We start from the raw sequence: 24,950 nt of genomic DNA on the forward strand, positions 1-24,950 counted from the left end.
AATGTCGTTTCTGTTTAACCACCCCCGGGTCACATGGGGTTCTTTGGCCACACGGTACAACCCGGCAGTCGGCCCGCGGCGCGGGCCGACTGCCCTGCCCACAACCCGGAAACCAAAGGCGGGTCAGAACAGGCCGGCCAGGGCGGTGTCCTTGGCCTGGAGTTCGGCGTTGCCGGTGCGGACCAGGGTGGCCGCGCCGTTGAGGGTGGTGTTGAGCTGGAGGACGTGCTGGTTCCACGTGCGCTGGAGGTCGGCGAACGCGTCGTTGGCGTCACCCTTCCAGTTGTTCTGGACGAACTCCTCCACGCTGCGGTGGAAGGCCTCGAGCTGGTCGCGGATGACCTCCGCGCGGCGGATGATCGAGTTCGCGCCGTCGGCGACGCCCTCGAAATGGGCGGAGATGATCCGGCCGTCTACTGCTGCCATGGTGAATTCCTTTGCCACTGGTCCGAAAAGAGCGGGAGGCCGAATCGGCTAGACAGCCGGGAGGTCCAGGCTGGAGATCTGCGCGTTGACCTTGGATTCGTAATCCTTGTCGTGCTCTTCGTAGTTGGAGCCGACCTTGATCAGGGTCTCTGCGGTGTGCACCAGCTTGTCGTTGAGCTTGTCGGCCTGGAAGTAGTACCGCTGCATGAACGCATTGAAGGCGTCGGCCGCACCGCCCCGCCAATTCGCACCGGCGACCATGCCGTCCTCATCGCGCTTCAGATCGGCGATGGCATGCATCAGCATGTCGTGGGTCTGCTGGAACTCCTGGGCCTTGGCCTGAATGAGCTCATTGCTGGCTTCGAATGCACCGGCCACGGTGTCTCCTCTCGATTCGCGGGCGGACGACCTCTCAGTGCTATTGGACGTAGGTCACGACCCGCCGGTTCCACCCGGCTCAGCTCGCCACCAAACCGACTACCAGGTGCTGTTCGCCAGCAAGGCGTACTGGGCGGCCGCCCGCTGATGGGCGTCGGCAAGTTGATTCGACTCGACCGCACCCGTGTAGCGGCGGTAGCTGACCATGCACCGAAAGCGCTTGGCGCCACTGTTCTGGTTCTGGTCGCTGGTCTCTCCGCATTTCGCGTTCGGCACCCCGGCGGGCGCATCCGCGACGCCGGAATAGCCGTGCGCGAGAATGGCGGCGGACAGACGCTCGGCGGCCTGCGCGTCCCGCGCGCGGAAGAGCATGCTGACGCCGTCGTAGGACGCACCGGAGGTGGTGAATCGATCCATGCCGCTGTCGGCGACCAGCCGCCCCCAGAAGTCCTGGTCGCTCACCCGATTCAGGAATCCACGCGGTTCGGCGACCGCCTGGTTGGCGAAGTCGGGTGCCAAATAGACCTGTGTGGCGAGAGTCCGCCGCAGCATTCCGTCCGCGTCGAAGGGCAGTCGCAGGACGCCCTCGCGGTCCAGGGGCGGCAGCGAATCCAGCAGTGGCAGTTGGGCGTCGTAGACCTTTTCGGCGAGGGCCGTCAATTTCGACAGGTCCGGATCGTTCACCCCGAGATAGGTGTCCACGACATAGCTGCCGTGCGCCAGGGTCGACCCGATGCTGGCCACGCCGGGACGCCAATGGCTGTGGGCGTCAGGGTATTTCGAGAGCGCCACGTGCTGATTCACCTCGGCCGCCACCCCGAAATCGGCATTCTCCAAGTCCGCGGCAGCCTTCGATGCCGCCGCGGCATCGGGGAATTGCATCACCGTCACCGTGGTGAACGCGCTGTCGTCGGGGGCCTTGCCGTACTTGTCCGGCTGTTTCACGCTGTGCCCCACCGCGACACCGAACATCATCTTGCCGGCGTCGAGGATCGGCGCGGTGACCTTGGCCAGTACGGCGGTGGCGCCGTCGGAATCCTTGAAGGGCTGAATACCGGTGCTGTACTTGAATTCCGGATCGACGTCCGCCGCATCGACCACGTGGTCGGCCAGCCGCTGCTCGGCCAGTTCGAAACCCTTGGCCATGTCGGGGTAGTAGTCGTAGCGCAACTCCAGCGGATCGGTGGAGTACTTGCCGACATCCAGTGTGCGGACGTCGATTTCCCCGGGGCGGGCGCTGCCCTGGACGGTCGGGCCACACCCCGCCACCGCGGCGACGGTCAGCGTGAGCAGGGCGGTCATTCGAAGTTTGTGCGAGAGCATGGTTTTCCGTTCCCCCTCAGTGTTCCGCGTTGACCAGCAGGGCGTACTGCGCCGAGATGCGCTGCTGGGCATCGAGGAGCTGATTCGCCGAAACCTCGGCGGCGAACCGACCGTGCCTGACGTAGCAGTAGTAGGAGGTCGCGAACTTATCGGGTCCGGTGTACTTGCGGCACTGGGCATTCGGCAAGTTCGCCGGAGATTCGGCAGGCCGGAAGGTGCGTGAGGTCTCGCTGCGCGCGGCGACGATCGCGTCGGCGCCCGCGGCGTCGCGGGCGCGGAAGACGGTGCCGCCGTTGAACGCCACCCGGTCGACACCCGCTTTGTCGAACAGCGCCGCGTTGTCGTCGCCGGGGAACAGCTGCAGTCCGCCGTGCCGATCGTAGACGCCGGGAATGCCGCGCTCGGATTGATCGTCGTACACGGTCGGCAGCGTGCGCCCGAGGACTCCGTCCATATCGACGGGCTGTGCGGTCAGCTGGTCCTGGGGAACGACCGGGAACTTGGCGAGGGCGGGCGGGATGGCGTCGAGGCCGAGCTGCGCCCGGGCGGTGAGCTTGGCCGGATCGCTCACCCCGGTCTCGGCCATCACGTCGTCCCAGACGTAGGTGAAGAGGACGAATCTGCCTGTGGCATACCAGGATCGGACGGTGGCATTGAAGTTGTACTGGGTGTCGAGGTAGACGAACGCGTCCGGATACTTGTCGATCCGCAGGCGCTGGCTGCCCGGGACGGCATCGAAGTCGGCCTGGCCCAAGGCTCGAGCGGCGGCGCTCGCCGCGGCGTCGTCGGTGAACGTCAGCACGACGTTCGAGTACTCGTAGGCCAGGGTGTTCTGTTTGTCGGAGTCGCCGGTGGTGACGAAGCCCGAAATGAACCCCGGGGCCGCGGCCTTCAGCGCATCGGCTTTGGCGTTGGTGCGCAATTTCATGGCGCCTGAACCGAAATCGATGAACGGGCGGATGGCGCCGTTCACTGCGGCTGCCGGGTACCGGACCTGTGGATTCACCTCGGAAGGCAGCGGAATGTAGTTGGCCAGCCGCTCGGCCTGCACGGCCCGCGCCAGGTCGGGATCGGTCGCCTTGTCGTAGTGCTTGGGCTGGGTGGGCAGATTGCCGGTGTCGAGCTTGCTCAGGTCGATCGCCGGTTCGGCGGGCGTCGCCGGGGCCGCTTCGGTACCCGAGCCGCAGGCGCCTGTCACCACCGCCGATAACACCAGGGCGACGGCCACGGCCGCCCGTCTCATCGTGCGCATGCTTCCCCCTCCATCAGCAAACAATCGGGCAACACCCTAACGGCTACCAGGTGCTGTTCGCCATGAGCGCGTACTGGGCGGCCGCGCGCGTCTGCACCAGATCGGCCAGTTGAGTGAGCTCCGGATCAGTGCGGCGGTGCACGCCATCGTCGCGGCGACAACTACGGACACGACGGCGCGTGCGAGCTTGCGCATGGTCCCCCCGGAAAACGAACTATCGGTCGCAACCCTACTTGATTCTGTTGTGCAGCACCGGAACCAGCTTGTTGACCAGGGTCTGCGTGGAATCCGGGGTCCAGCCGCGCAGCGCGGCCACCGCGGCCGGATCGTCGAGCGGGACGACGATGGCGCGCGAGCTGGTGATCTCGTTCGGCAGGCCGAGCAGCCCACCGCCACCGGCCTTTTCGTCGCTGCGCACCGCGATGATGTAGGAATCGTCGGGCACGGTCAGCGACCCGTAGCCATCGGAGGGGCGGGGAGAGGATTCGTCGCCCTTGGGCTGGTACTCGTTGTTGTAGACGAAGCCGAGGCTCTCCAGGAACTTCGCCTGCGGGGTGCCGGCCAGGTAGATGCTGTATTTGGTGTTGAACTGCGCACCGGTCACGTCGACCATGGTGACGGTCTTGCCCGCGAAGGCGGGATTGTCCTTGCGCGCCTTGTCCGCCGGGCCCAGATTGGGATCCACCATGGTGGTTGCGGCGGGGTTGACGCTGGAAGCCGTTGTGGCGGAGCTTGTCTCGCCGCCGGTGGCCACGATCCCAATGCCCACGGCCAGCGCGACCGCCACCACCGCCGCGCCGATCCCGATGTAGAGCCGGTTGCGGTTGCGGGGGGCCTGCCCCGTCTCGGTCGGCTCGGATGCGGAAAGCGGTATGCCGCCTGTGGTTTCGCCGCCGGATAGCAGCATGCCCGGCGGCGCGACCTGGATCGGATAGGTCGGCGACGTGGTGGTCGACACCGGGTTGTAGCCGGGCACCAGTGCGGCCGTGGCGGCGTCGGTGAACTCGCGGCAGGAGTTGAAACGCTCGGCCGGGTTCTTCGCCATGACCCGCGCGAAGACCTCGTCCAGCGTCGCGGGCAGGTGTGGGTCGACGTCGGTGGCGCGCGGCGGCGGCTCGTGCAGGTGGCCCATCATGACCAGCGCCGGTTGCGTTGCGGGATAAGGGTTCCGGCCGGTCAGCAGCTTGAAGAAGGAGCAGCCGAGGCTGTAGATGTCGGCGCGGTGGTCCAGCGGCCGGCCGGACAGCTGTTCCGGCGGTGCGTAGGCGATGGTGGCCACGAAGCTGCCGGTCTGGGTGAGCTCGGTGGTGTCCTCGGTGGACTTGGCGACGCCGAAGTCGGCGAGCAGGGCGCGCTCGTCCTCGCCGTCGACGCTGGAGAGCAGGAAGTTGGCGGGCTTCACGTCGCGGTGCAGCAGGCCGCGGCGGTGCGCGTAGTCCAGGCCGCGGCCGATCTGGGTGACGATGGACAGCGCGCGCAGCGGCGGCACCGCGGCCGGATCACGCTTGAGCTCGGCCGAGGCGTCGGTGCCCTCGACATATTGCATGGCGATCCACAGCCGGCCGTCCTCCTCACCGCGATTGTGGACCGAGACGATATTCGGGTGGTCCATGCCCGCAACCACATTCGCCTCGCGTTCGAAGCGGCCGCGGAACTCCTCGTTGGTGGTCAGATCGGAGGAGAGCACCTTGAGTGCGTCCATGCGCGGCAGTTCGGGATGTTTGGCCAGGTAGACCGTCCCCATACCGCCCGATCCGAGCACGCGGACGATCCGATACCCGCCGACGATGGTGCCTGGGCTCATCGCCATTGCCGGGACTCCTGGATGATTCGGTGGGGCAGGCCGTACCTGCCGGAGCATACCGGGCTCCCACCGCCGCTACGCGACTCGGAAAGGCCGCTGAGTAACCTGGGTGCTGTGCTGAACAATCCCTGCCGTGTGCTCCTCGGGGGTCGGTTCCCTTGATGGATCGGCAGGTCGAGGTGGTCGCGGGCGGCCATGTGGTGAGCCGGGTGGCGGGTGCGGTCATCCTGGTGGCGCATCGGGAGCCGGGGGCGCTCACGCCCGGATCGCGGGCCGTGGTGGCGGCGCGGGCGCTGGGCGAGCTGGTCGCGGACGCGACGGATCAGGCCCCGGACGGGCCGGGCCGGCTGGTCGCGCGGCACGCCACCCGCTGGCTGATGAAAGAGGCCGAGCGCATTTCGCCCGGCGCGCCCATCGAATTCGGCATCCTGACCGAGGCCGACACCGGTGGCCTGGCGATCTTCCTGCACGGATCGGTGACGGCGCTGCTGGCCGGGTTTGTGGTCGAGTACTACCGCGGCAGTGATGCCGCCTTCACCGTGGACCGGGTGGCCGAACGGCCCGCGCGGGCCGCCGCCCTGTTCATCGACGGAAACCGGCCGCCGGAGCTACCCGGGCGCGGAATCGGTTCGCTCATCGAGGGTCTCGCGCCAGCGGCGGGCGCGGTGGTGTGGTTCGAGGGCGAGCAGGTGGTGTCGCGACGGCCCGGGCGCCCGGCCGGGGCGCGGCAGCGGGCCGTGGAACCGCCGCCGCCGACCGCGGCGTTCGATGCGGAGCGGGATCCGCAGCCGGAAGCGATTCCCCTGGACCCCAACCTGATTCCGACCCGTACCTCCAATCGCATTCCGGCGAGCCTGGACCCGGAGCCCGGACCCGCCCAGGATGATCCGGACACCGAGGGCATCGACCTGCACCGCGCGCCGACCGAGATGGGCGGCGCCCGGGAGGCGAACGGCACCAACCCCGCGCCCAAACCCGACCCGGATCTGCAGCGCCGCCTGGAGGCCACCGCCAAGGCCACCGCGCTCACCGTGAAGGTGCTCGGATTCAAGTGCGCACGTGCGCATCCCAGCGATCCGCGGGCGGCCTTCTGCACCGTGTGCGGCATGCCCGTGGATCAGACCCAGCAGCCCGCCGAGGTGATCCGGCCGCCGCTGGGCATGCTGGTGCTCGACGACGGCATGACCTACATGGTGGCCGCCGACGCCGTGGTCGGCCGCGACCCCGAGCACTCCGATCCGGTGCGAGCGGGCCTGCTGCCCTTGCGAATCGACGACAACTCCGGCGGCATGTCCCGCGTCCACGCCGAGATCCACCTGGTGAACTGGGACATCACCATCGTCGACCACGGCTCCACCAACGGCACCCGGGTCCGCCCGCAGGGCTACCGGGATTGGATTCGGCTGCAACCGAATCAGCCCTTCACCCTCGCCGCCGGCACCGAAATCATGCTCGGCAACCGGGTGCTGCGGCTGGAGCCGGTCGCACCCCCGCCCTTCGGATGAGGCGCGATCAGGTGTAGCGGGAGTAGCAGGTGTCCTGGGTGCCGAGGACGCCGGCGCGGAAGGCGTCGACTCGGGAGAAGCCGCTGGGGACGGTCTTGCCGTCGGTGTCGCTGGCGGCCAGGCCGTCGGAGAGCAGGCCGGAGACCGCCTCGTCGAGATCGCCCGCTGACAGCGAGATGTCGCCCTGGGACTTGCTTCGGTTGGGGTCGGCCAGCTTTCCGGAGATCACGCCCGACAGGCAGGCCGCGCGCAGACCGGTCTTCGCCCCCTTCAGCGCAAGTCCCGCGGCATGCTGCACGGCCAGGGTGTAGCGCGAGATGAAGACGATGTAGGCGGTGAAATCGCCGGTCACATCAGCGGGCAGGGCGTCCTGGTCGTCGGCGTTGGAGACGCCGCGATCGTGCAGCGCGGGCACGTCGGTGCCGATCAGGTTGGTGGTGGGGCAGTAGGTGACCGGGACGGTGTCGGCGCCGTTGCGGCAGTTCAGTTTGGCCGAGTCGTAGCTGTATTCGGGCTCGTCCGGGATCGGCATGATGGCGGCCATGGCCTTGGCCAGTTCCTGGAGGTTGGCCTTGTTCACGTCGGACTGGCCGTGGCCGGAGTCGTTGCCCAGGGTCTGCGGCAGATCGCCGCGGCGGCGGTCGATCTCGTTCTGGTCGATGGCCTTGCAGCCCTTGGGCCCGTCGGTGAAACCGATCTGCACCGCGGTCACCCGCTCGAACGCCGAACCGTGCACGTTCTGCGGATCGTCCGGGTCCGCGTCGCGGAAGGCGACGGTGGCGGCCAGCACCGCGTTCAACCCGTCGGAGGTGTTGATGGTGAAGTGCTTGGCCTTCCCCTCGGCCACATTCCGGATGAACGCCCCCGCGAAGCAGTCCGCCTGCTGCTCCTTGACGATGGTCGGGGTGCGGCGGCCGACGAGCTTGGCCATCTCCTGGATCGCGTGCCCGTACTCGTGGGCCAGCACCATCACCACCGACATCTTCCCGAACTCGTCGGCCACCGCGGGCAGCAGCACCCCGCGATCCCAGCCGACGGATCCGTCCAGGCGGCAGTAGGCGGCATTGACGAGCCGGTAGCTGGACTCCCCGCAGAACTGCCCGGCCTGCGAGCGCGGCGTCTTGGCGCTCCACGAGATGAACTTGCCGACCGGGCTGAAGACGCCGCCGAACTCCAGCGGGAACTCGCCCTGCCAATAGGTCTGGATATCGTCGAGCGCGTTGAGAACCAGGTGGTCGACCTGGCCGCCGTCGGAATCCTGCGCGGTCAGCGTCGAATCCGGGGCGCCCGCGCGCGGACCGCTGGGGCCGCTGGTGGTGGGCAGACCGGCCACTTTGAACGGGTCGTCGTAGATGGAAACCGCGCGACCGTGAACAGTTCGTGTACATCCGGACAAGAGCGCGACCGCGAGCACCAGTACCCCCGCCACCACGACCACGCGGCGAATCCCCCCGGACCGGCGCGTGCGCACCGCCTCCCCCTGGCGTTTCGCCACGTGCACTCCCTCGCAGGCTGATTCGATCTCTGTCCCGTTATCGGGCCTGCGGCCGATGAGCGCAACGCCGGACTCCGGGGGCTTCGCCTATTATCCAGCCATGTCTTCACCGGGGGCGCAGCAGATCACCGTGCGTCATGAAGGAACCGAACGGGTCTTCGACGCGACCCAGCAGATCACCATGGGCAGGGCGCCGGAGGTGATGCTGTTCGTCGACAGCCCGCTGGTGTCCCGGGTGCACGCGACCCTCAGCTACGAGGCCGGGTCGTGGATGCTCAGCGACAATGGCAGCACCAACGGCGTCTTCGTGGACGCCCGCCGCCTGACCACGCCACTGGTCATCAACCGGCCCACCCAGGTGCGGCTCGGCGATGCCATCACCGGGCCGCTGCTGCACCTGCTGCCGCAGACCAGCCGGGGCGGTGGTACGCCGCCGCAGCAGCAGCGCCCGGGCATGATGCCGCCGCCGAACCGGCCGCCGTCGCGGCCGATGCCGCAGGCGGGTCAGCCGCAGCAGGCCCAGCAGCCGCCGGTGCAGCCCTTCGCGCAGCGCCCGCCGGTGCAGCAGCGGCCCAATCCGCAGCAGGCCTGGCCCAACCCGGCCCAGGCCAACCCGAATCTCGCGCAGCGGCCGCCGGTGAACCGGCCCGCGTCCGGGCCGCAGCATCAACTGCCGCACCCGGTACAGCACCAGCAGCCGAATCCCCTGCAGCAGCGGCAGACTCCGCCTTCTAGCACCTCGGCGACGCCGAATGTGCCGCGCCCGCCGGTGAATACGCCGCCTCCGGTCGCCGCCGACAACATCAATATGACCACCAAGGCGGACACCTCCGCGCTGCCGCCGATCCGCGCCCGCGCCTCCACCGCGGCCATCGCGCGCGCCGACCGGATTCCGCGCGACGGCCTGAACATCGGCCGTACCAGCGACAACCAGATCGTGGTCAACGACCCGATGGCCTCGCGCCGGCACGCCCGCCTGGTGCCGGACCGGCAGGGCCTGGCCATCGAGGACCTGGGCTCGGCCAACGGCACCTTCGTCAACGGCCGCCGCGAACAGCGGGCGCTGCTGCGTGAACGTGACATCGTCACCATCGGTAACGTCGACTTCGTCGTGCAGGAGGGCACGCTGGTCCATCGCCAGCGGCCGGTCGCCGAGCAGGGCCTGCACGTGCACGGCGTCTCGTTCACCGTCGAGGGCAACAAGCAGCTGCTCATCGACGTGAACATGCAGGCCGGGCGCGGCTCGCTGACCGCGATGATCGGCCCCTCCGGCGCGGGCAAGTCGACCCTGTCGAAACTCATTGCGGGAACGACGCATCCGTCCGCGGGCGTGGTCACCTTCGAGGGCCGCAACCTGCACGCCGAGTACGAGGCGCTGCGCTCTCGTATCGGCATGGTGCCGCAGGACGACGTGCTGCACCGGCAGCTGACGGTCAAGCAGGCGCTCAACTTCGCCGCTCAGCTGCGCCTGCCCCCGGACACCAGCAAGGCCGATCGCCAGCAGGTGATCGCCGATGTGCTGAAGGAACTTTCGCTCACCCAGCACGCCGACACCCGTGTGGACCGGCTCTCCGGCGGTCAGCGCAAACGCGCCTCGGTGGCGATGGAGCTGCTCACCGGTCCCTCGCTGCTGATCCTGGACGAGCCCACCTCGGGCCTGGACCCGGCGCTGGACCGGCAGGTCATGACCATGCTGCGGGAACTGGCCGATGCCGGGCGCACCGTCATCGTGGTCACCCACTCGGTGGCCTGTCTGGACATGTGCGATCAGGTGCTGCTGCTCGCGCCCGGCGGCAAGACCGCCTTCTGCGGGCACCCGGGCAGCGTCGGCCACGTCATGGGCACCAGCGACTGGGCCGAGATCTTCGGCCGTGTCGCCGCCGATCCGGACGGGGCCTTCGCGAATTTCCGCTCCCGCCAGGCGTTCGCGGAGCCGCCCGCGCCGGTCAAACCGGTCGAACGGGCGAAGGCGCCGAAATCCAGTCCGCTCAAACAGTTCTCCACACTGTCGCGGCGGCAGCTGCGGCTCATCTTCGCCGACCGCGGCTATCTGGCGTTCCTCGCGATCCTGCCGTTCGTGCTGGGCGGCCTGTCCCTGGTCGTGCAGGGCAAGAGCGGATTCGAGTCCGTCGGCTTCGTGCAGGCGCCCGACGGCAGTTTCGTGCGCGCCAACAATGGCGAGGCCCAGCAGCTGCTGGTGGTGCTCATCCTCGGCGCCTGCTTCATGGGCGCCACACTCACGGTGCGTGACCTGGTCGGCGAGCGGGCGATCTACTACCGGGAACGTGCGGTCGGATTGCGTTCCGGCGCATACCTGATGTCGAAGGTCGTGGTCTTCAGCCTTGCGGCACTGCTGCAGTCGGCCGTGATGATCGGAATCGTGCTGGCGGTGAAGAAGCCGCCGAGCAAGGGCGCGGTGATTCCCTATGGCCCGGCGGAGCTCTATCTCGATGTCGCCCTCACCGCGGTGACCTGTGTGGTGCTGGGTCTGGCGCTGTCCGCGCTGGCCAAGTCCAACGAGCAGGTGATGCCGCTGCTGGTGGTGATCATCATGGCGCAGCTGGTGATGGCGGGCGGCATGATCCCGGTGACGGGCCGCGTTGTGCTGGACCAGCTTTCCTGGCTGTTCCCCTCGCGCTGGGGCTATTCCGCGGGGGCGTCCACGGTCGATCTGCCCAATCTGTCGGCCTCGGCGGCGGCGCAGCAGGACCACTTCTGGAAGCACACCGTGGGCGCGTGGGCACTGGATGTCTCCGTGCTCGCCGTGATCGCCGTGCTGCTCGCCCTGTTCACCTGGTCGCGCCTGCGCTTGAAGAAGTCGGCTGCGTGATCGGCCATTCGCGCAGGCGGGGGTGCGAAGTGTGGATTCGGTCGCGCGCGCTGCGAAGCGAGCAGGCAGACTGATGACTGTGACGGCTCGAGTTGGGGCAGTGCATCTCGGCTGGGACGTGGTGTCGGTGGCCGCCGGTGGCGGCGGTTCGCCCATTCGCCCGGTCCAGGTCGAAAGCTCATACACACCGCCCGCATACCTGCTGGCGGATTCGTCCGGCCGGCTGCACACCGCCGGCGTGGACCGGCGTCCCGACGTCGGCATCGCCATCTCCGATGTGCGCGACATCATCGGGCACCCGCAGATCGTGGTGGCCGGGGCGACCTGGCCGGCCGAGCTGGTCTTCCGGGCCCGCATGCACAATCCGCTCGCGTCCATCGTCGAGCACCTGGGCGGTGCGCCGGATGTGCTCGCGCTGCCCTTCCCCGATGAATGGCCCGACCCCAAGGTCGACGAATTCGTGCGCCTGGTAGAGCAACTCGGCGTGCCCGCCGAGCCGCTGCCCGAATCGGTCGCGCTCTCCGGCTATGTCCGCGCGCTCGGTCTGGTGCGCGCACCCGGTCGCGGTCCGGCGGTCGGCGCGGTCGGCGTCTACTCCGACGGCCGTGAATGCCTGGTCGTCGCCGTCCACGGCAATGACGATCAGCCCACCGAGTCGGTCAGCGTCGCCATCACCGCCGAGGCGCTGCACGAGGCCCATGCCGCCGACAATGTGGTCATCGAGGTGATGGCCGCGGCCCGCGCCATCAATGCCGACACCTCGACGGTGCTGCTCACCGGCAATGTGTGCTTCAACGACGCACTGCGCCTGGCCTTTCAGAACCATCTCGGCCACCGCTTCCAGGTCGCCGACCACCCGATGCACGCCCTGGTCCTGGGCGCGACCCATCTGCTGGTCGCCGACAGCGAGGGCGACCCGGCCTACGACCGGCCCGCGGCCGCCGCGCAGCAGCCGGCGGGCGCCGATGCGCGCCCGATCGAACAGGGCCCGCGTCATGTCACCGGCGGCCCGGCCGCCGGGCAGCCACTGCAGCGTCAGCCCGAGCCGCTGGCCCACCAGCCGGAATTGATTCCCCGGCACATGGATTCACCGCCCGCACCCGAATCCGGTGCGCAGCGACCGGATTCCGCGCGCGGCACCGGCCCGCAGCCCGCGGCCGATCCCGCCGCGCCGGATCACTCGGGTGCCGACCCGGCGGGTGCGACCGTCCGCCTCACTGCCGAGGAGGCCGCGGCCATCACCGCCGCCGCCCAGGCGAAGCAGGCAGCGGGGACCGGCCCACAGGCCGTCGCCGATCCCGCCGCAGCAGGACTCACCAGGCGAATCACCGCGCAGGAGGCTGCATCTCAGAGCGGCGGTGCGGGCACGCCGACCGGACCCGGCGGCCTGACCCAGCGGATGACGGCCGAGGAGGTCGCGCGGCTCACCGCGCAGGCGGCGGGCGGCTCCGCGCAGGCGGCGGGCGGCACTGCGCAGGCGGCGGGCGGTCACGGGCGGCACGAGGCTCCGGCGGGGCAGTCGCCGAGTGGCGATGCGGGCCAAGGGGTTCCCCGTGGCACCGAGAATCCGAGCACCGGGCCGCAGCCGGTGGCCGGCGGCCGCGGCACGCTGCCGGCCGGGCTGGAGGGCGTGGGTGGCCGGTTCATGCGGCCGCCCGGATCGCCGGCCGATGATCAGCTGACCACGGTCATGGGCCAGGGCGGCGCCGGGGCGGGCCAGCAGGGATTCGGTCAGCCGGGCACGCCCGCCGCCGATGCCGGGCCGGGCTCGGGTGCAGGCGCGCAACAGGGTTCGGGCGGTGCGCCCGCCGGACCGTACGGCTCCGGCGGTTACGGGCCGGCCGGCGGCTACGGCCAGGCGGCCGGGCAGCCGGGCTACGGCCAGTCCGGTGGGCAACCTCCGGGCCAGTACGGACCCGGTGGTTCCTACGGTTCCGGTCAATCCGGACCGGGCGCCGGGTCTTCCGGCTACCCGGCCGGTGCGGGCTACGGTTCGGCGAATGCCCCGGGCTCCGATGCGGCCGCCCAGGGCGGCTACGGTCCGGGCGGCGCGCAGCCGAATGCGGGTGGCCAGTACGCCCCGCAGCAGGGTGCCGCCGGGCAGTACGGTCAGGGCGGATACGGCTCGGGCGGCTATGGGCAGCAGGGTGGGTACAACACCGGCGGCTACCCGGTCGGTCCCTATGTGCCCGAGGGGGATACGTCCGGTTCGGGTCGCGGGAGTTTTGCTGGATCCGGTGGAAACGCTCCTGGCCAGTCCGGCGGGATGTACGGTGGGTCGATGTCGACGGGGGCGCGCGGGGCGAATCCGCAAACGCCGGAAGATGCGGCTGGGCAGTCGGATTCGGAATCCGGCTCCGAGGCCGACCGCAAGCAGCGCAAGGGCAAGCTGTGGAACAAGATGCGCAAGCCCTTCGGCGCTCCGATCATTGTCGGCGCGGCAGCGTTGTCACTCCTGGGCGCGCACTCCGACCAGCGGTCCGACCCGGTCGCGTCAACCACGCCCGCCGACACCGTGATTCGGGTCGGTGGCGGGACCGTGCACCCGGTCAACGAATCCTGCGCCGTGACCCCGTTCGTGTCCGGCCTCCCGCATGCGGGCATCGCCACCGTCGGTGATCCCAGGGATCAGGACTGTCTACGCTTCGGCATCGACACGCTGCGCTACACCATTCCCGGACCCGCGCGCGGCGCCGATCCGGGCCCGCCCCTGCACATCTGATCCGTACGCCGCGAGATCGTCGAGCCGCAGCCAGTTGGTGGCGGTCAGCAGCTCGACCCGGGAGACCCGGGGCGCGGGTCCGGCGTGACCGGTCAGCGCCCAGGCGCGTTCGATGGTGAGTCGCAGCAGCCGCCGGGCCGCGTAGAACAGCAGCGCGGCCAGCGGCAGTTCGCCGATGCCGGCGGAGAGCAGAGCGAACCACAGATCCGGGCTGTTCCAGTCGAGCACGATGTCGAACCAGGCATCGCAGATCAGCAGCGTCCCGGTGATCATCGCCCACGGAATGAAGACCTGCCGGCGCCGCCAGGCGTGCCAGGCGGTCATGCCGATCGCGCCGACCAGTGCGAAATCGAAGCCCACCCACGCGATGTCCCACTGGCTCACCTGCCGTTCGGAGGGCAGGCTGACCGAGAGGTACGCGATCCAGGGGATCAGGAAGACCAGACTGCCGGTCACCACGGTCAGCAGGATCCGGCGCATGGCGGCCGCATGCGGGTGAGGCGTCGCTGCTGCGCGCGAATGGGTCGGCTGGGTGCTGATCGCCATGGCGGCCTCCATTGGCAGGACGGCTGGACCAACCGTCGCGATGGTTCCCGTTCTCCTTACAATGCCCGTACCGGAGGAGCTCATTCCGCTTAGTCTGTGAGATGGATCACTCTTTGTTCGGGTGTTCCCTTCCCGCCGGGACCGATTCGGGAGACGGCCACCCCCGCTGGTAAGGTGGCTCGTTGGCGTGCGGTACGGCCGGGTAACCGGTTGTCGTACGAGCCCCGGGTCTCCACCGGCCGCCGGGAATCAGCTCGACCTCACGCTTGGCTGGCAAAACCTACGACAGACAGGGATGCACTGTGCCTACGTACAGCCCCAAGGGCGGTGACGTGACCCGCAAGTGGTACGTCATCGACGCCACTGACGTAGTGCTCGGCCGTCTTTCCGTGCAGGCTGCCAACCTGCTGCGCGGCAAGACCAAGCCGACCTACGCCCCGAACGTGGATGGTGGCGATTTCGTCATCATCATCAACGCGGACAAGGTCGCCGTCTCCGGCAACAAGCGTGAGGACAAGGTCCTCTACACCCACTCCGGCCACCCCGGTGGTCTGAAGGGTCGTACCGTGGGCCAGATCCTGGACACCCGCCCCGACCGTCTGGTCGAGCGCGCCGTCAAGGGCATGATCCCGAAGAACAAGCTGGGCAACCAGATCATTCGCAAGCTGAAGGTCTACGCGGGCCCGAACCACCCGCACGCCGCCCAGCAGCCCATCCCCTTCGAGATCAAGCAGGTGGCCCAGTGACCGCTCCTGAGGAATTCAACGACGACTACGTCGTCGAGGACACCGCTGTGGAGGTCGTCGAGGAGGGTGACGGTTACGAGGCCGAGGCCGAGTACGCCGAGACCTTCTCCGCCCCGGTCGTCATCGACCGCCCGGTGCAGACCGTCGGCCGCCGCAAGGAGGCCGTGGTCCGCGTGCGCCTGGTGCCGGGTTCCGGCAACTTCGTGCTGAACGGCCGCACCATCGAGGATTACTTCCCGAACAAGGTGCACCAGCAGCTGGTGAAGTCCCCGCTGGTCACCGTCGAGCGCACCGAGACCTTCGACGTGCACGCCCGCCTGGTCGGCGGCGGCCCGTCCGGTCAGGCCGGCGCCCTGCGCCTCGCCATCGCGCGTGCCCTCATCGAGGTCACCCCGGAGGACCGTCCCGCCCTCAAGCGTGCCGGCTTCCTGACCCGTGACCCGCGTGCCACCGAGCGTAAGAAGTACGGCCTCAAGAAGGCCCGCAAGGCGCCTCAGTACTCGAAGCGCTGATATTGCGCCGTCGGGCTCTACCGTGCCCAGTCCTTCCGGGGGCCGGGCACGGTACGGTCTACACGGCAACCTGTACGAGAGCAGGCTCCCCGCAACGGTTTTCACAACTGTTGCCCCTTATTTCCTGGACACACTCCGCCGCGGAACGCGGCCGAGTGCGAGAGTCCGGGAGAGGGCCGGAAGCCTGCTCTCGTGCTGTATCGACCGAACCAGCAGGGGTGTTGAGGTAATGGGACGTTTGTTCGGCACCGACGGTGTGCGCGGGCTCGCCAATGAGTCTTTGAGTCCGGAACTGGCGCTGCAGGTTTCGGCTGCCGCCGCCCAGGTTCTGAGTCGGGGGAAGAAGCGCGCGCTGGCCGTTGTCGGCCGCGACCCGCGCGCCAGCGGCGAGATGCTGGAGGCCGCCGTCACCGCGGGCCTCACCGCCGCCGGTGTGGACGTGCTGTCGGTCGGCGTGCTGCCGACACCCGCCGTCGCCTATCTGACCGGCCTGTACGACGCCTGCCTGGGCGTCATGATCTCCGCCTCGCACAACCCCATGCCGGACAACGGCATCAAGATCTTCGCCGCGGGTGGCCACAAGCTGGACGACGCCATCGAGGACCGCATCGAGGCGCTCATCGCCGCGGGCACCTTCACCCGCCCCACCGGGGCCGCGATCGGACGGGTGCTCGGCCGTCCCGGACTCGGTGGGCACGTCTACGACGTGCACGACCGCTTCAGCCTGGAAGGCACCCACGAGCGCTACGTCGAGCACCTGGTCCAGGCCACCGGCCGCGATCTGCGCGGGCTCACCGTCGTGGTGGACTGCGCGAACGGCGCGGCCTCCGAGGTCGGGCCCACCGCCTACCGCGAGGCGGGCGCCACGGTCATCGCCATCAATGCCGAGCCCGACGGCCTGAACATCAATGACGGCTGTGGCTCCACGCATCTGGAGCAGGTCCAGCGCGCCGTCCGCGAGCACGGCGCGGACCTCGGCCTCGCGCACGACGGCGACGCCGACCGCTGCCTGGCCGTGGACGCCACCGGCGCGGTCGTCGACGGCGACGCCATCATGGCCATCCTCGCCCTGGCCATGCGGGACTCCGGTGACCTGGTGCAGAACACCCTGGTCGCCACCGTCATGAGCAATCTCGGCCTGCACATCGCCATGCGCGAGGCCGGAATCGCCATGCGCACCACCGCCGTCGGCGACCGCTATGTCCTCGAGGACCTGCGCGCGGGCGGCTACACCCTGGGCGGCGAGCAGTCCGGTCACGTGGTCTTCCCTCGCTTCGGCACCACCGGCGACGGCGTCCTGACCGGCCTGAAGCTGATGGCCCGCATGGCCGAAACCGGCCGTGGCCTGGCGGAATTGGCGAGCATCGTGCAGACCGTCCCGCAGGTGCTGGTGAACGTCCCGGTCACCGACAAGGCGGCGGTCGCGGCCGCGCCGTCGGTGTTGGAAGCCGTCGCCGAAGCCGAGCGCCTGCTGGGCGATACCGGCCGAATCCTGTTGCGCCCCAGCGGAACCGAACAGCTGGTCCGTGTCATGGTGGAGGCGACCGACCCCACCCAGGCGCATGACCTGGCCGACAACCTCGCCAAGCTGGTCGCCGCAGTCTGAGTAGCCCCGGTCGCCCCGGCATGCCGAATCGCATGCCGGGAGCGCGGGGTCAGTGCGTTTCGGTGAGCTGTCCGCCGTCCATGTGCCAGCGGCGGGTGGCCCGGACATTGTCGAGCATGCGACGGTCGTGGGTGACCAGGAGGACTGTGCCCTCGAAGGATTCGACGGCCTGCTCCAGCTGCTCGATGGCGGGCAGGTCCAGATGGTTGGTGGGCTCGTCCAGGACGAGCAGGTTCACGCCGCGGGCCTGGAGCAGGGCCAGTGCGGCGCGGGTGCGCTCGCCGGGGGAGAGAGTGTCGTTGGGGCGCAGCACATGTGGGCCGCGCAGGCCGAACTTGGCGAGCAGGGTGCGGACGTCGGACTCGTTCCGGTCGGGCACCTGGGCGCTGAAAGTGTCGGCCAGGGTGGCGGTTCCGCGGAACAGGCCGCGCGCCTGATCGACCTCGCCGATCGCGACGCCCGAGCCGAGGGCGGCGGATCCGCCGTCCGGCTTCGTCTTTCCGAGCAGCAGGGACAGCAGCGTGGACTTGCCGGAACCGTTGGCGCCCGTCAGCACGATGCGGTCGCCCCAATCCACCTGGACCGTCACCGGTCCGAGGGTGAAGTCGCCGCGGTTCACGGTGGCGCCCGACACGGTCGCCACCACCGAGCCGCTGCGCGGGGCGGCGGCGATGGACATGCGCAGCTCCCACTCCTTGCGCGGTTCCTCCACCGTGTCCAGGCGTTCGATGCGTTTGAGAGTCTGCTTGACCTTGGCGGCCTGCTTCTCGGTGGATTCCGCGCGGGCCTTGCGACCCATCTTGTCGGAGTCCACCTTCGACTTGCGGCGGGCATTGCGGACGCCGTGTTCCATCCAGTTGCGCTGCATGTTGGCGCGCGCTTCCAGACCGGATCTGGTGTCGGCGTACTCGTCGTAGGCCTCGCGCGCGTGCCGGCGCGCGATCGCCCGCTCCTCCAGGTAGGACTCGTAACTGCCGTCGTAGACGCCGACCTGCTGCTGGGCCAGATCCAGTTCCACGATGCGATTCACGGTGCGCGCCAGGAACTCCCGGTCGTGGCTGATCACCATGAGGGGCTCGCGGACGCCGGTCACGAACTGCTCGAGCCGGGCCAGGCCGTCGAGATCCAGATCATTGGTCGGCTCGTCGAGCAGCAGGATGTCGAAGCGCGACAACAGGACCGAGGCCAGCCCGGCGCGTGCGGCCTGACCGCCGGAGAGCACGGTCATGGGGGTGTCGAGGCCGTGCGGGAGGCTCTCGGCCAGGCCGAGATCGGCGGCCACCTCCTCGGCGCGCTGTTCCAGGTCCGCGCCGCCGAGGGCGAGCCAGCGCTCCAGGGCGGGGGAGTACTCGTCGTCGCCGCCGTCGGCGAGGCGTTCGGCGGCGGCGTCCATGAGCTGCTGGGCGGCGGCCACACCGGTACGGCGGCGCAGGAATTCGAGCACGGTCTCCCCGGCCAGGCGCTCGGGTTCCTGGGCCAGGTAGCCGACGGTGGCGTCGGGCGGGCTCAGCACGATCTCGCCCTCGTGGGCGCGACCGTCGGCGAGCGTGCGCAGCAGGGTGGACTTCCCGGCGCCGTTCACCCCGACCAGCCCGATCACGTCGCCCGGGGCGAGGATCAGGTCCAGGTCGGAGAACAGAATCCGCTCACCGTGTCCGGCGGCCAGGCCGCGCGCATGCAGAGTGGTGCTCACCAGGGCGATTCTGCCGTGTTCGGGGTGGCACCCTGACTCCGGCCCTCGGAAAGTTCAGGGTCGTATTGGGGCGCGCGACCGATGTGGGCCGAGATCGAACTGGGCACAGTGGGAGACATGACGACACAGTTTCCGACTCCGGCCCCCAAGCGACTGACCCGCTCCGCCAACGACAAGTGGATCGGCGGCGTGTGCGGCGGCCTCGCCCAGTACTTCGGCTGGAACGCCAACCTCGTTCGCGCCCTGTTCGTGGCGTCCTGCCTGCTGCCCGGGCCGCAGTTCCTCATCTACATCGCGCTGTGGATCGTGATCCCGAAGCAGTGAGTTGTCCACAGGCCGCGAGTTGTCCACATTCGTGATCGAGGGTGATGCGGGTGCCTCGGCAAAGTGACAGGATGAGAGCCACGTCACAGCGGAGGAGTGCACATTATGGTCACATCGGGTGATCTGCCCGGATTGGAGCTGCCGGATCTCGACGCGCATACGGAGCTCGGCGGGCTCGGCGCGGTCGAGTTATCGCACCCCACGCAGGATCTCGATGGTGACGGCCTGCTGGACACCGTGACCACCAGCACCGATCACGCCATGCAGGTGTGGACGGATCTGGATCACGACGGCTACGCCGATCATGTGACCGTGGTGGACAGCGGCGGGGACTTCTCGGCCTGGGAGTTCCACCACAATCCGGACGGCACCACCGAGTGGGTGCGGATGGACGTAGGACACCTCGGCGGCACATAGCCGGGGCGGCGGGGGTTTTTACGGCATCGGGATTCGAGGGGGAGCAATGAGTGAATCCGGCGATTTCGGCGTGCGCATCGCGGCCCTGCGCGACGGGGCCACCACCTTGCGCGACAATGCGGCGGCCCTGGGGCAGCATGCCCGTACGGTCGGCGAACATGCCTTCGGCATCGGCAGGGACGAAGCCGGGCGGAACTATTCCGCGCAGGGCATTGCCGTGCACCAGGGCTTCGAGCGCGCGGCCGCCTGCCTGCGGTACTGGGGCGCGGCGGCCTCCGCCACCGCCGAGGTATTCGACCGCGCCGCCACCGAATACGCGCGCCTGGACCGTGAATACGCCACCGCACTCACGCGGGTGGGTCGATGAGCCTCGACCCCACCGGCAAGAGCGTCGACCAGATTCTCGACTACGGTGCGCCCGGCCTCCAGTACTGGGAATACTTTCTGCCCCTGTACACCAAGGTATTCGGCGCACCGGAGGGGCTCGGCCTCGCCGACCTCTATGCCCGCTACGACGAGCAGCGAGGCGCGGATCTCATCGAATTCGACACCGCCCGAACCGAACTGGACAGAGCGCTCACGGATGCGGAGTCGCGTTGGTCGTCGCACCGGGCCATCGCGCAAACCCTGCCGACCGCCTGGACCGGCGCCACCGGCACCGAGGCACTCACCATCGTGAATTCCCAACTGCGCCAGGCCCGCGACGATCTCGATACCATCCGCACCGCCTCCACCGCCATCGCCGCAGCCCTGGACCCCCTCCGCGACTCGGTCCTCACCAAGGCCGAACACACCCTCGCCCTGCTCGAACCCACTCCGGACGGCGAGGGCCGCCTCGCCATCGACGGCAGAACCCCGGACGACATCGAAGCCCTCGACACCACCGACCCCTGGCTCACCGGAACGTTCCGTGCCGACGTCGATCACAAACTCGCGGCCTTCAGCGCCGCCTGCGCCGCCACCAACGAGACCTTCGAATCCCACTACCGCACCATCGCCACGGCCCTGGCCCAGGTCATCGACCATCCCTATCCGCAACCTGCCCAAGCCCTGCTGCCCCGGCCCGAGGAGAACCCGGCCCCGAGTATTCCCACGACCCAGCCTCTTCCAGCGTCGCAGTCGTACCCAGCGACAACGCCGCCAACATTGCACCCCCAGCCGTCGCAACCGGTCGTCCCGCCTGGATACCCGCCGTCATCGGGTGGGGCAACCACACCCGACCCGGCCCAGCCGCAGTCTCCGGATCGAGCCCAGCCGTATACCGTCCCACCGGAATCCCTGCCTGGCCGAGCGGGTTCCACTGCACCGGCCGCCGAGACACAACCGGCCGGCGCTGCGGACCTCAGCGGTGCGGAGCCCGACGGTTCCGCGGGCTCGGCAGACACTGGTACCGCAGCAGTCCCGGACCTGGGCGAGCAGCGGTCCGACCAGTTCGGCCGGACTTTGAAAGACACTCTCACCCAACTCGAAAAGGGCCTCCAGCAGGGCATTTCCGCCGCCATCGAGAAGCTCGACTCCCTCACGGGCCGGACGTCACCATCGCCCGGTGAACCCGAGGCAGCAACCGATCCCAAGCCCGAGCCGGATCACTCGGAGAACCAAGCACTCCCGTCTGGCCCGCTCGAATTCGACCTGTCCGGTAAGCATTTCGTCCTCGAACGCACCCCCACCGGCGACCTGACCCTCGCCGTGACCGATGAATCGGGCCGAACCAACACCTACACACTGTCTTTCGATCAGAACGGCACCCCCGTCCTCACCACCGGCGACCCGGCCCACACCCCCACCGCACCCGCCAGTGATGCCCACCCGGACCCGACCCCACCCACCCAGGCGGACGCGCCACCCACGACAGATGGCGGCGTAACGCCCGGTCCAGACTGCGTACCCCGCACCTGCCCAGTTCCTGACCCGCCGATCGCTCCACCGAATCCCTGCCCCGACCCCACCCCGAATCAGTCTGCGCCGCCAGAGGTTCCGCCTACACCCACCGCCGGGGACGGTGCGCCGCCGGGCTGCACCCAGCCGCCCACCCCCGATCCCACTCCGGACCAGACTGCGGGCGGTTGCGCGCCGCCGACCCCGCCCGTGTCAACCGACCAGCCGCCCGGGCGCGCGCACCTGCTCGAAAACCCCGTGCCGCCAACAGCTACGGGTCCACCCGGATCCGACGCGCCACTCGCCGAAGCCACGCCCTGGTCAGCGGAGCCGCACACGCCGCTGGAGATCCCGGAGGGAGGTCTCGAAATACCCGAGACCACCGAACCTCTCGCGCCGTAATCGTCGTCCGGCCGGTGCTGTATGGACTCCGCGCGAGCACCGGTCCCGGCACCCTGCGCTGCCGTAAGCGGGGACCCGGTCGCTCGGCGCGCCCGTGAATCCGGTTCCCGCGCTGGGGAGTCCGGACAGACTGGCGGAGAGTGCCGAGGGAGGCGTCGAGCGCCCCAGCGCGGGAACCGGCTGTGCCGCCCCCAGAATCGCTCGAGGCCGCCCGCAGAATCGCTCGAGCCGAGCGTGCGCCGACCGCCCCGGGTTACTTGCGGAGGGCCTGGATAAGTTGGAGGACCGGGAGTTTCTGGGGCTGCTCGGTCTCTTCCTCGATGGCGTTGGGGTCCACGAGCTGGGTGTGGGGGAGGGCGGCTTCGGGGTCGGCGAAGGGCTTGTACTTCTTGTCGCCGAGGACGGTGTAGTTGAGATAGCCGACCAGGAGGGCTCGGGTGAGGCGTTCGGTTTTGGGTTCGTGTTTGCCGGCGCCGAGGGCGGCCAGAGCGCGGCGGCCCTCGATCATGCCGTTGTGGCCGGCCTTGTCGAGCGAGCGCAGGATCGCGCCCTCGCCCCAGGCGGCGGCCAGCGGGATGGCGTCGGAGCTGACCGAGTCGATATCGGTGGCGCCGGCCAGGATCAGGGCCGGAGCGTCGATCTTGGGGGCCAGGGCCTCGGCGGAGGGCGCGGTGGGGGACGGGTACAGAGCCGCGACGGCGGCGACGTCGCGCTGGGAGGCGGCGATGACGGCCGCGCCCGCACCCATGCCGTGCCCGGCCAGGGTCAGCCGCTTCGGATCCACGCTGACATTGCCCGCGCCCAGCCGCACCCCGGCGCAGATGTCGAGGGTGGTCAGCAGATCCGTCGCGAGGTTCAGGTGCGAGGGGATGGGTCCGCGCTCGGTGTCGGGCGCCGCGGCGACATAACCCCAGGAGGCCAGGTGCTCCAGCAGTCGGCGGTAGTTGCCGACCCCGGTCAGCCACCCGTGCCCGAACGCCACCGCGGGCAGGTTGAGTCCCTTCCCGGGCGTGTACACCACGCCGGGCAGCCCGGCGATGCCGAGATTCCCGCGCAGCACCTCGTGCGGGCCACGCAGGGTCAGAGTGCTCAGGAGCGATTTCACAGACGCCGACACGGTCTAGAACCTATCCGATGGCGGCGGGCTTGGGGCGTTTCGCCCGGTCGGACATCGACTCGGATATGTCCGGCGCGGCTACCCCATTAGGCTAGGGGGCCATGTGCGGAATCGTGGGGTATGTGGGGTACCGGGATGCGCTCGGCGTGGTGGTCGATGCGTTGCGCCGCATGGAATATCGAGGTTACGACTCCGCGGGAGTGGCGATCCTGAACGGCGCGGGCGGCCTCGCGGTGGAGCGCAAGGCCGGGCGCCTGGCCAATCTGGAGGCGGAGCTCGCCGAGACCGGCCGGGACCGATTCGCCGGATCGACCGGCATGGGTCACACCCGCTGGGCCACGCACGGCGCGCCGACCGATCGCAATGCCCACCCGCATCGCGATGGCACGGGCCGGGTCGCTGTGGTGCACAACGGCATCATCGAGAACTTCGCCCCGCTGCGCCGCGAGCTGGAGGCGGCGGGCGTCGAGCTGGGCAGCGACACCGACACCGAGGTGGCGGTGCACCTGGTGGCCCGCGCCTACGCGGCCGGGGACACCGCCGGTGATTTCGTCGCCTCCGCGCTCGCGGTGGTGCGCCGCCTGGAGGGCGCGTTCACCCTGGTCTTCTCGCACGCCGACCACCCGGGCACCATCGTGGCCGCCCGCCGCTCGACCCCGCTGGTGGTGGGTGTCGGCCAGGGCGAGATGTTCATCGCGTCGGACGTGACCGCCTTCATCGAACACACCCGGGAGGCAGTCGAACTCGGCCAGGACCAGGCCGTGGTCATCACCGCCGACGGCTACCGGGTCACCGACTTCACCGGCGCGACCGACGGTGTCCGGTTCCGCCCGTTCACCATCGACTGGGATCTGGCCGCCGCCGAGAAGGGCGGCCACGACTACTTCATGCTCAAGGAGATCCAGGAGCAGCCCGCCGGCGTCGCCGACACTCTCATCGGCCACTACGCGGGCGGCCGGATCATTCTGGACGAGCAGCGGCTGGCCGATCAGGAGCTGCGCGAGTTCGACAAGGTCTTCGTGGTCGCCTGCGGCAGTTCGTATCACGCGGGCCTGCTGGCCAAGTACGCCATCGAGCACTGGACCCGGCTGCCCGTGGAGGTCGAGCTGGCCAGCGAATTCCGTTACCGCGACCCGGTTCTGGACCGCTCCACCCTGGTGGTCGCCATCTCGCAGTCCGGCGAGACCGCCGACACGCTGGAGGCCGTGCGTCACGCCAAGGAGCAGAAGGCGCGAGTCCTGGCCATCTGCAATACCAATGGCGCGCAGATCCCGCGCGAGTCCGACGCCGTGCTCTACACCCGCACCGGCCCGGAGATCGGCGTGGCCTCGACCAAGGCGTTCCTGGCCCAGATCACCGCCAACTATCTGGTCGGCCTGGCGTTGGCGCAGGCGCGGGGCACCAAGTATCCGGACGAGGTGGCGCGCGAGTTCGCCGAACTGGAGTCCATGCCGAAACTCGTTGCCCAGGTGCTGGAGTCGGCCGACCGGGTGCGGGAGATCGCCCGCCAGTTCGCGCACGTCCCGACCGTGCTGTTCCTGGGCCGCCATGTCGGCTACCCGGTCGCCCTGGAGGGCGCGCTGAAGCTCAAGGAACTGGCCTACATGCACGCCGAGGGTTTCGCGGCGGGCGAGCTCAAGCACGGCCCGATCGCCCTCATCGAGGACGGGCTGCCGGTCTTCGTGGTCATGCCCTCCCCGAAGGGCCGCGCGGTGCTGCACTCCAAGCTGCTCAGCAATATCCGGGAGATCCAGGCGCGCGGTGCGCGCACCATCGTGATCGCCGAGGAGGGCGACGACACCGTGCGCCCGTTCGCCGACCACCTGATCGAAATCCCGTCGGCCCCAACGCTGTACCAGCCGCTGCTGTCCACGGTTCCACTGCAGATCTTCGCCGCCGAGGTGGCGCAGGCCCGCGGCTACGACGTCGACAAGCCGCGCAACCTGGCCAAGTCCGTCACGGTCGAATAGCCGG

Annotated in this window: 20 protein-coding genes; 11 read left to right on the forward strand and 9 right to left on the reverse strand. The window is 69.3% G+C overall.

Features of this window, described 5'->3' with window-relative positions:
- Positions 1-123 precede the first annotated feature (123 nt).
- From ACFXIV_RS35495 to ACFXIV_RS35515, 5 genes are all read right to left on the reverse strand, one after another.
- Positions 124-426, reverse strand: coding sequence for a WXG100 family type VII secretion target (locus ACFXIV_RS35495; RefSeq protein WP_354830360.1), 303 nt, complete (start codon positions 424-426; stop codon positions 124-126).
- Positions 427-474: 48 nt separating this feature from the next.
- Positions 475-804 (reverse strand): WXG100 family type VII secretion target, encoded by a 330-nt coding sequence (locus ACFXIV_RS35500; protein ID WP_354830358.1) that lies wholly within the window; start codon positions 802-804, stop codon positions 475-477.
- Between the two features lie 99 nt (positions 805-903).
- Positions 904-2,106, reverse strand: coding sequence for a hypothetical protein (locus ACFXIV_RS35505; RefSeq protein WP_379394666.1), 1,203 nt, complete (start codon positions 2,104-2,106; stop codon positions 904-906).
- 37 nt (positions 2,107-2,143) lie between these two features.
- Positions 2,144-3,379: a hypothetical protein gene (locus ACFXIV_RS35510; protein WP_379394668.1), complete on the reverse strand. Its 1,236-nt coding sequence runs from the start codon at positions 3,377-3,379 to the stop codon at positions 2,144-2,146.
- 229 nt (positions 3,380-3,608) lie between these two features.
- A complete protein-coding gene (locus ACFXIV_RS35515; protein WP_379394670.1) occupies positions 3,609-5,189 on the reverse strand; it encodes a serine/threonine-protein kinase in 1,581 nt (526 codons plus the stop codon).
- Between the two features lie 155 nt (positions 5,190-5,344).
- Here ACFXIV_RS35515 and ACFXIV_RS35520 point away from each other — a divergent pair, with 155 nt between their 5' ends.
- Positions 5,345-6,688, forward strand: a complete 1,344-nt coding sequence (locus ACFXIV_RS35520; protein ID WP_379394672.1) for an FHA domain-containing protein — start codon at positions 5,345-5,347, stop codon at positions 6,686-6,688.
- A gap of 7 nt (positions 6,689-6,695) precedes the next feature.
- Here the strand turns inward: ACFXIV_RS35520 and ACFXIV_RS35525 are convergent, their stop codons facing one another.
- Positions 6,696-8,183: a metallopeptidase gene (locus ACFXIV_RS35525; protein ID WP_379394674.1), complete on the reverse strand. Its 1,488-nt coding sequence runs from the start codon at positions 8,181-8,183 to the stop codon at positions 6,696-6,698.
- Between the two features lie 100 nt (positions 8,184-8,283).
- On the opposite strand from ACFXIV_RS35525, the gene ACFXIV_RS35530 reads away from it, so the two are divergent.
- Together ACFXIV_RS35530 and ACFXIV_RS35535 are read left to right on the forward strand one after the other, a co-directional pair.
- Entirely contained in the window at positions 8,284-11,013 is a 2,730-nt protein-coding gene (locus ACFXIV_RS35530; RefSeq protein WP_379394676.1) for an ATP-binding cassette domain-containing protein, read from the forward strand.
- Positions 11,014-11,092: 79 nt separating this feature from the next.
- Positions 11,093-13,735 carry a hypothetical protein gene (locus ACFXIV_RS35535; RefSeq protein ID WP_379394678.1) on the forward strand — a complete coding sequence of 881 codons (2,643 nt, stop codon included), beginning with the start codon at positions 11,093-11,095 and terminating at the stop codon, positions 13,733-13,735.
- Here ACFXIV_RS35535 and ACFXIV_RS35540 read toward each other — a convergent pair.
- On the reverse strand, positions 13,652-14,281 hold the full coding sequence (locus ACFXIV_RS35540) for a hypothetical protein (RefSeq protein WP_379394680.1): 630 nt from the start codon (positions 14,279-14,281) through the stop codon (positions 13,652-13,654). The genes ACFXIV_RS35535 and ACFXIV_RS35540 overlap by 84 nt on opposite strands.
- A gap of 302 nt (positions 14,282-14,583) precedes the next feature.
- Here ACFXIV_RS35540 and rplM point away from each other — a divergent pair, with 302 nt between their 5' ends.
- The 3 genes from rplM to glmM all read left to right on the forward strand — a co-directional run bounded on the left by rplM (position 14,584) and on the right by glmM (position 17,145).
- The gene (gene rplM / locus ACFXIV_RS35545) at positions 14,584-15,027 is read left to right on the forward strand and encodes a 50S ribosomal protein L13 (protein WP_326309446.1); all 444 of its coding nucleotides are present in this window, start codon (positions 14,584-14,586) and stop codon (positions 15,025-15,027) included.
- Positions 15,024-15,539, forward strand: a complete 516-nt coding sequence (gene rpsI / locus ACFXIV_RS35550; protein ID WP_379394682.1) for a 30S ribosomal protein S9 — start codon at positions 15,024-15,026, stop codon at positions 15,537-15,539. The genes rplM and rpsI overlap by 4 nt, the downstream gene beginning before the upstream one ends.
- A gap of 229 nt (positions 15,540-15,768) precedes the next feature.
- A complete protein-coding gene (glmM, locus tag ACFXIV_RS35555; RefSeq protein ID WP_379394684.1) occupies positions 15,769-17,145 on the forward strand; it encodes a phosphoglucosamine mutase in 1,377 nt (458 codons plus the stop codon).
- Positions 17,146-17,194: 49 nt separating this feature from the next.
- Here glmM and ACFXIV_RS35560 read toward each other — a convergent pair whose 3' ends face one another.
- On the reverse strand, positions 17,195-18,838 hold the full coding sequence (locus ACFXIV_RS35560) for an ABC-F family ATP-binding cassette domain-containing protein (protein ID WP_379394686.1): 1,644 nt from the start codon (positions 18,836-18,838) through the stop codon (positions 17,195-17,197).
- A 117-nt stretch (positions 18,839-18,955) separates the two neighbouring features.
- Between ACFXIV_RS35560 and ACFXIV_RS35565 the strand changes: the two genes are divergently transcribed.
- The 4 genes from ACFXIV_RS35565 to ACFXIV_RS35580 all read left to right on the forward strand — a co-directional run bounded on the left by ACFXIV_RS35565 (position 18,956) and on the right by ACFXIV_RS35580 (position 21,859).
- Positions 18,956-19,162, forward strand: coding sequence for a PspC domain-containing protein (locus tag ACFXIV_RS35565; protein WP_354830341.1), 207 nt, complete (start codon positions 18,956-18,958; stop codon positions 19,160-19,162).
- 105 nt (positions 19,163-19,267) lie between these two features.
- Positions 19,268-19,579, forward strand: a complete 312-nt coding sequence (locus ACFXIV_RS35570) for a DUF6802 family protein (RefSeq protein WP_364605403.1) — start codon at positions 19,268-19,270, stop codon at positions 19,577-19,579.
- A gap of 46 nt (positions 19,580-19,625) precedes the next feature.
- The gene (locus tag ACFXIV_RS35575) at positions 19,626-19,946 is read left to right on the forward strand and encodes a hypothetical protein (RefSeq protein ID WP_379394688.1); all 321 of its coding nucleotides are present in this window, start codon (positions 19,626-19,628) and stop codon (positions 19,944-19,946) included.
- Complete coding sequence (locus ACFXIV_RS35580) at positions 19,943-21,859, forward strand: hypothetical protein (RefSeq protein ID WP_379394690.1); 1,917 nt, start codon at positions 19,943-19,945, stop codon at positions 21,857-21,859. Before ACFXIV_RS35575 ends, ACFXIV_RS35580 begins: the two co-directional genes overlap by 4 nt.
- Positions 21,860-22,112: 253 nt before the next feature.
- On the opposite strand, the gene ACFXIV_RS35585 is transcribed toward ACFXIV_RS35580, so the two are convergent.
- Positions 22,113-22,976, reverse strand: coding sequence for a dienelactone hydrolase family protein (locus ACFXIV_RS35585; protein WP_379394692.1), 864 nt, complete (start codon positions 22,974-22,976; stop codon positions 22,113-22,115).
- A gap of 101 nt (positions 22,977-23,077) precedes the next feature.
- On the opposite strand from ACFXIV_RS35585, the gene glmS reads away from it, so the two are divergent.
- Entirely contained in the window at positions 23,078-24,946 is a 1,869-nt protein-coding gene (gene glmS, locus ACFXIV_RS35590; RefSeq protein WP_379394694.1) for a glutamine--fructose-6-phosphate transaminase (isomerizing), read from the forward strand.
- Positions 24,947-24,950 lie beyond the last annotated feature (4 nt).

Source organism: Nocardia sp. NPDC059236 (assembly GCF_042754085.1).
GTDB lineage: Bacteria > Actinomycetota > Actinomycetes > Mycobacteriales > Mycobacteriaceae > Nocardia.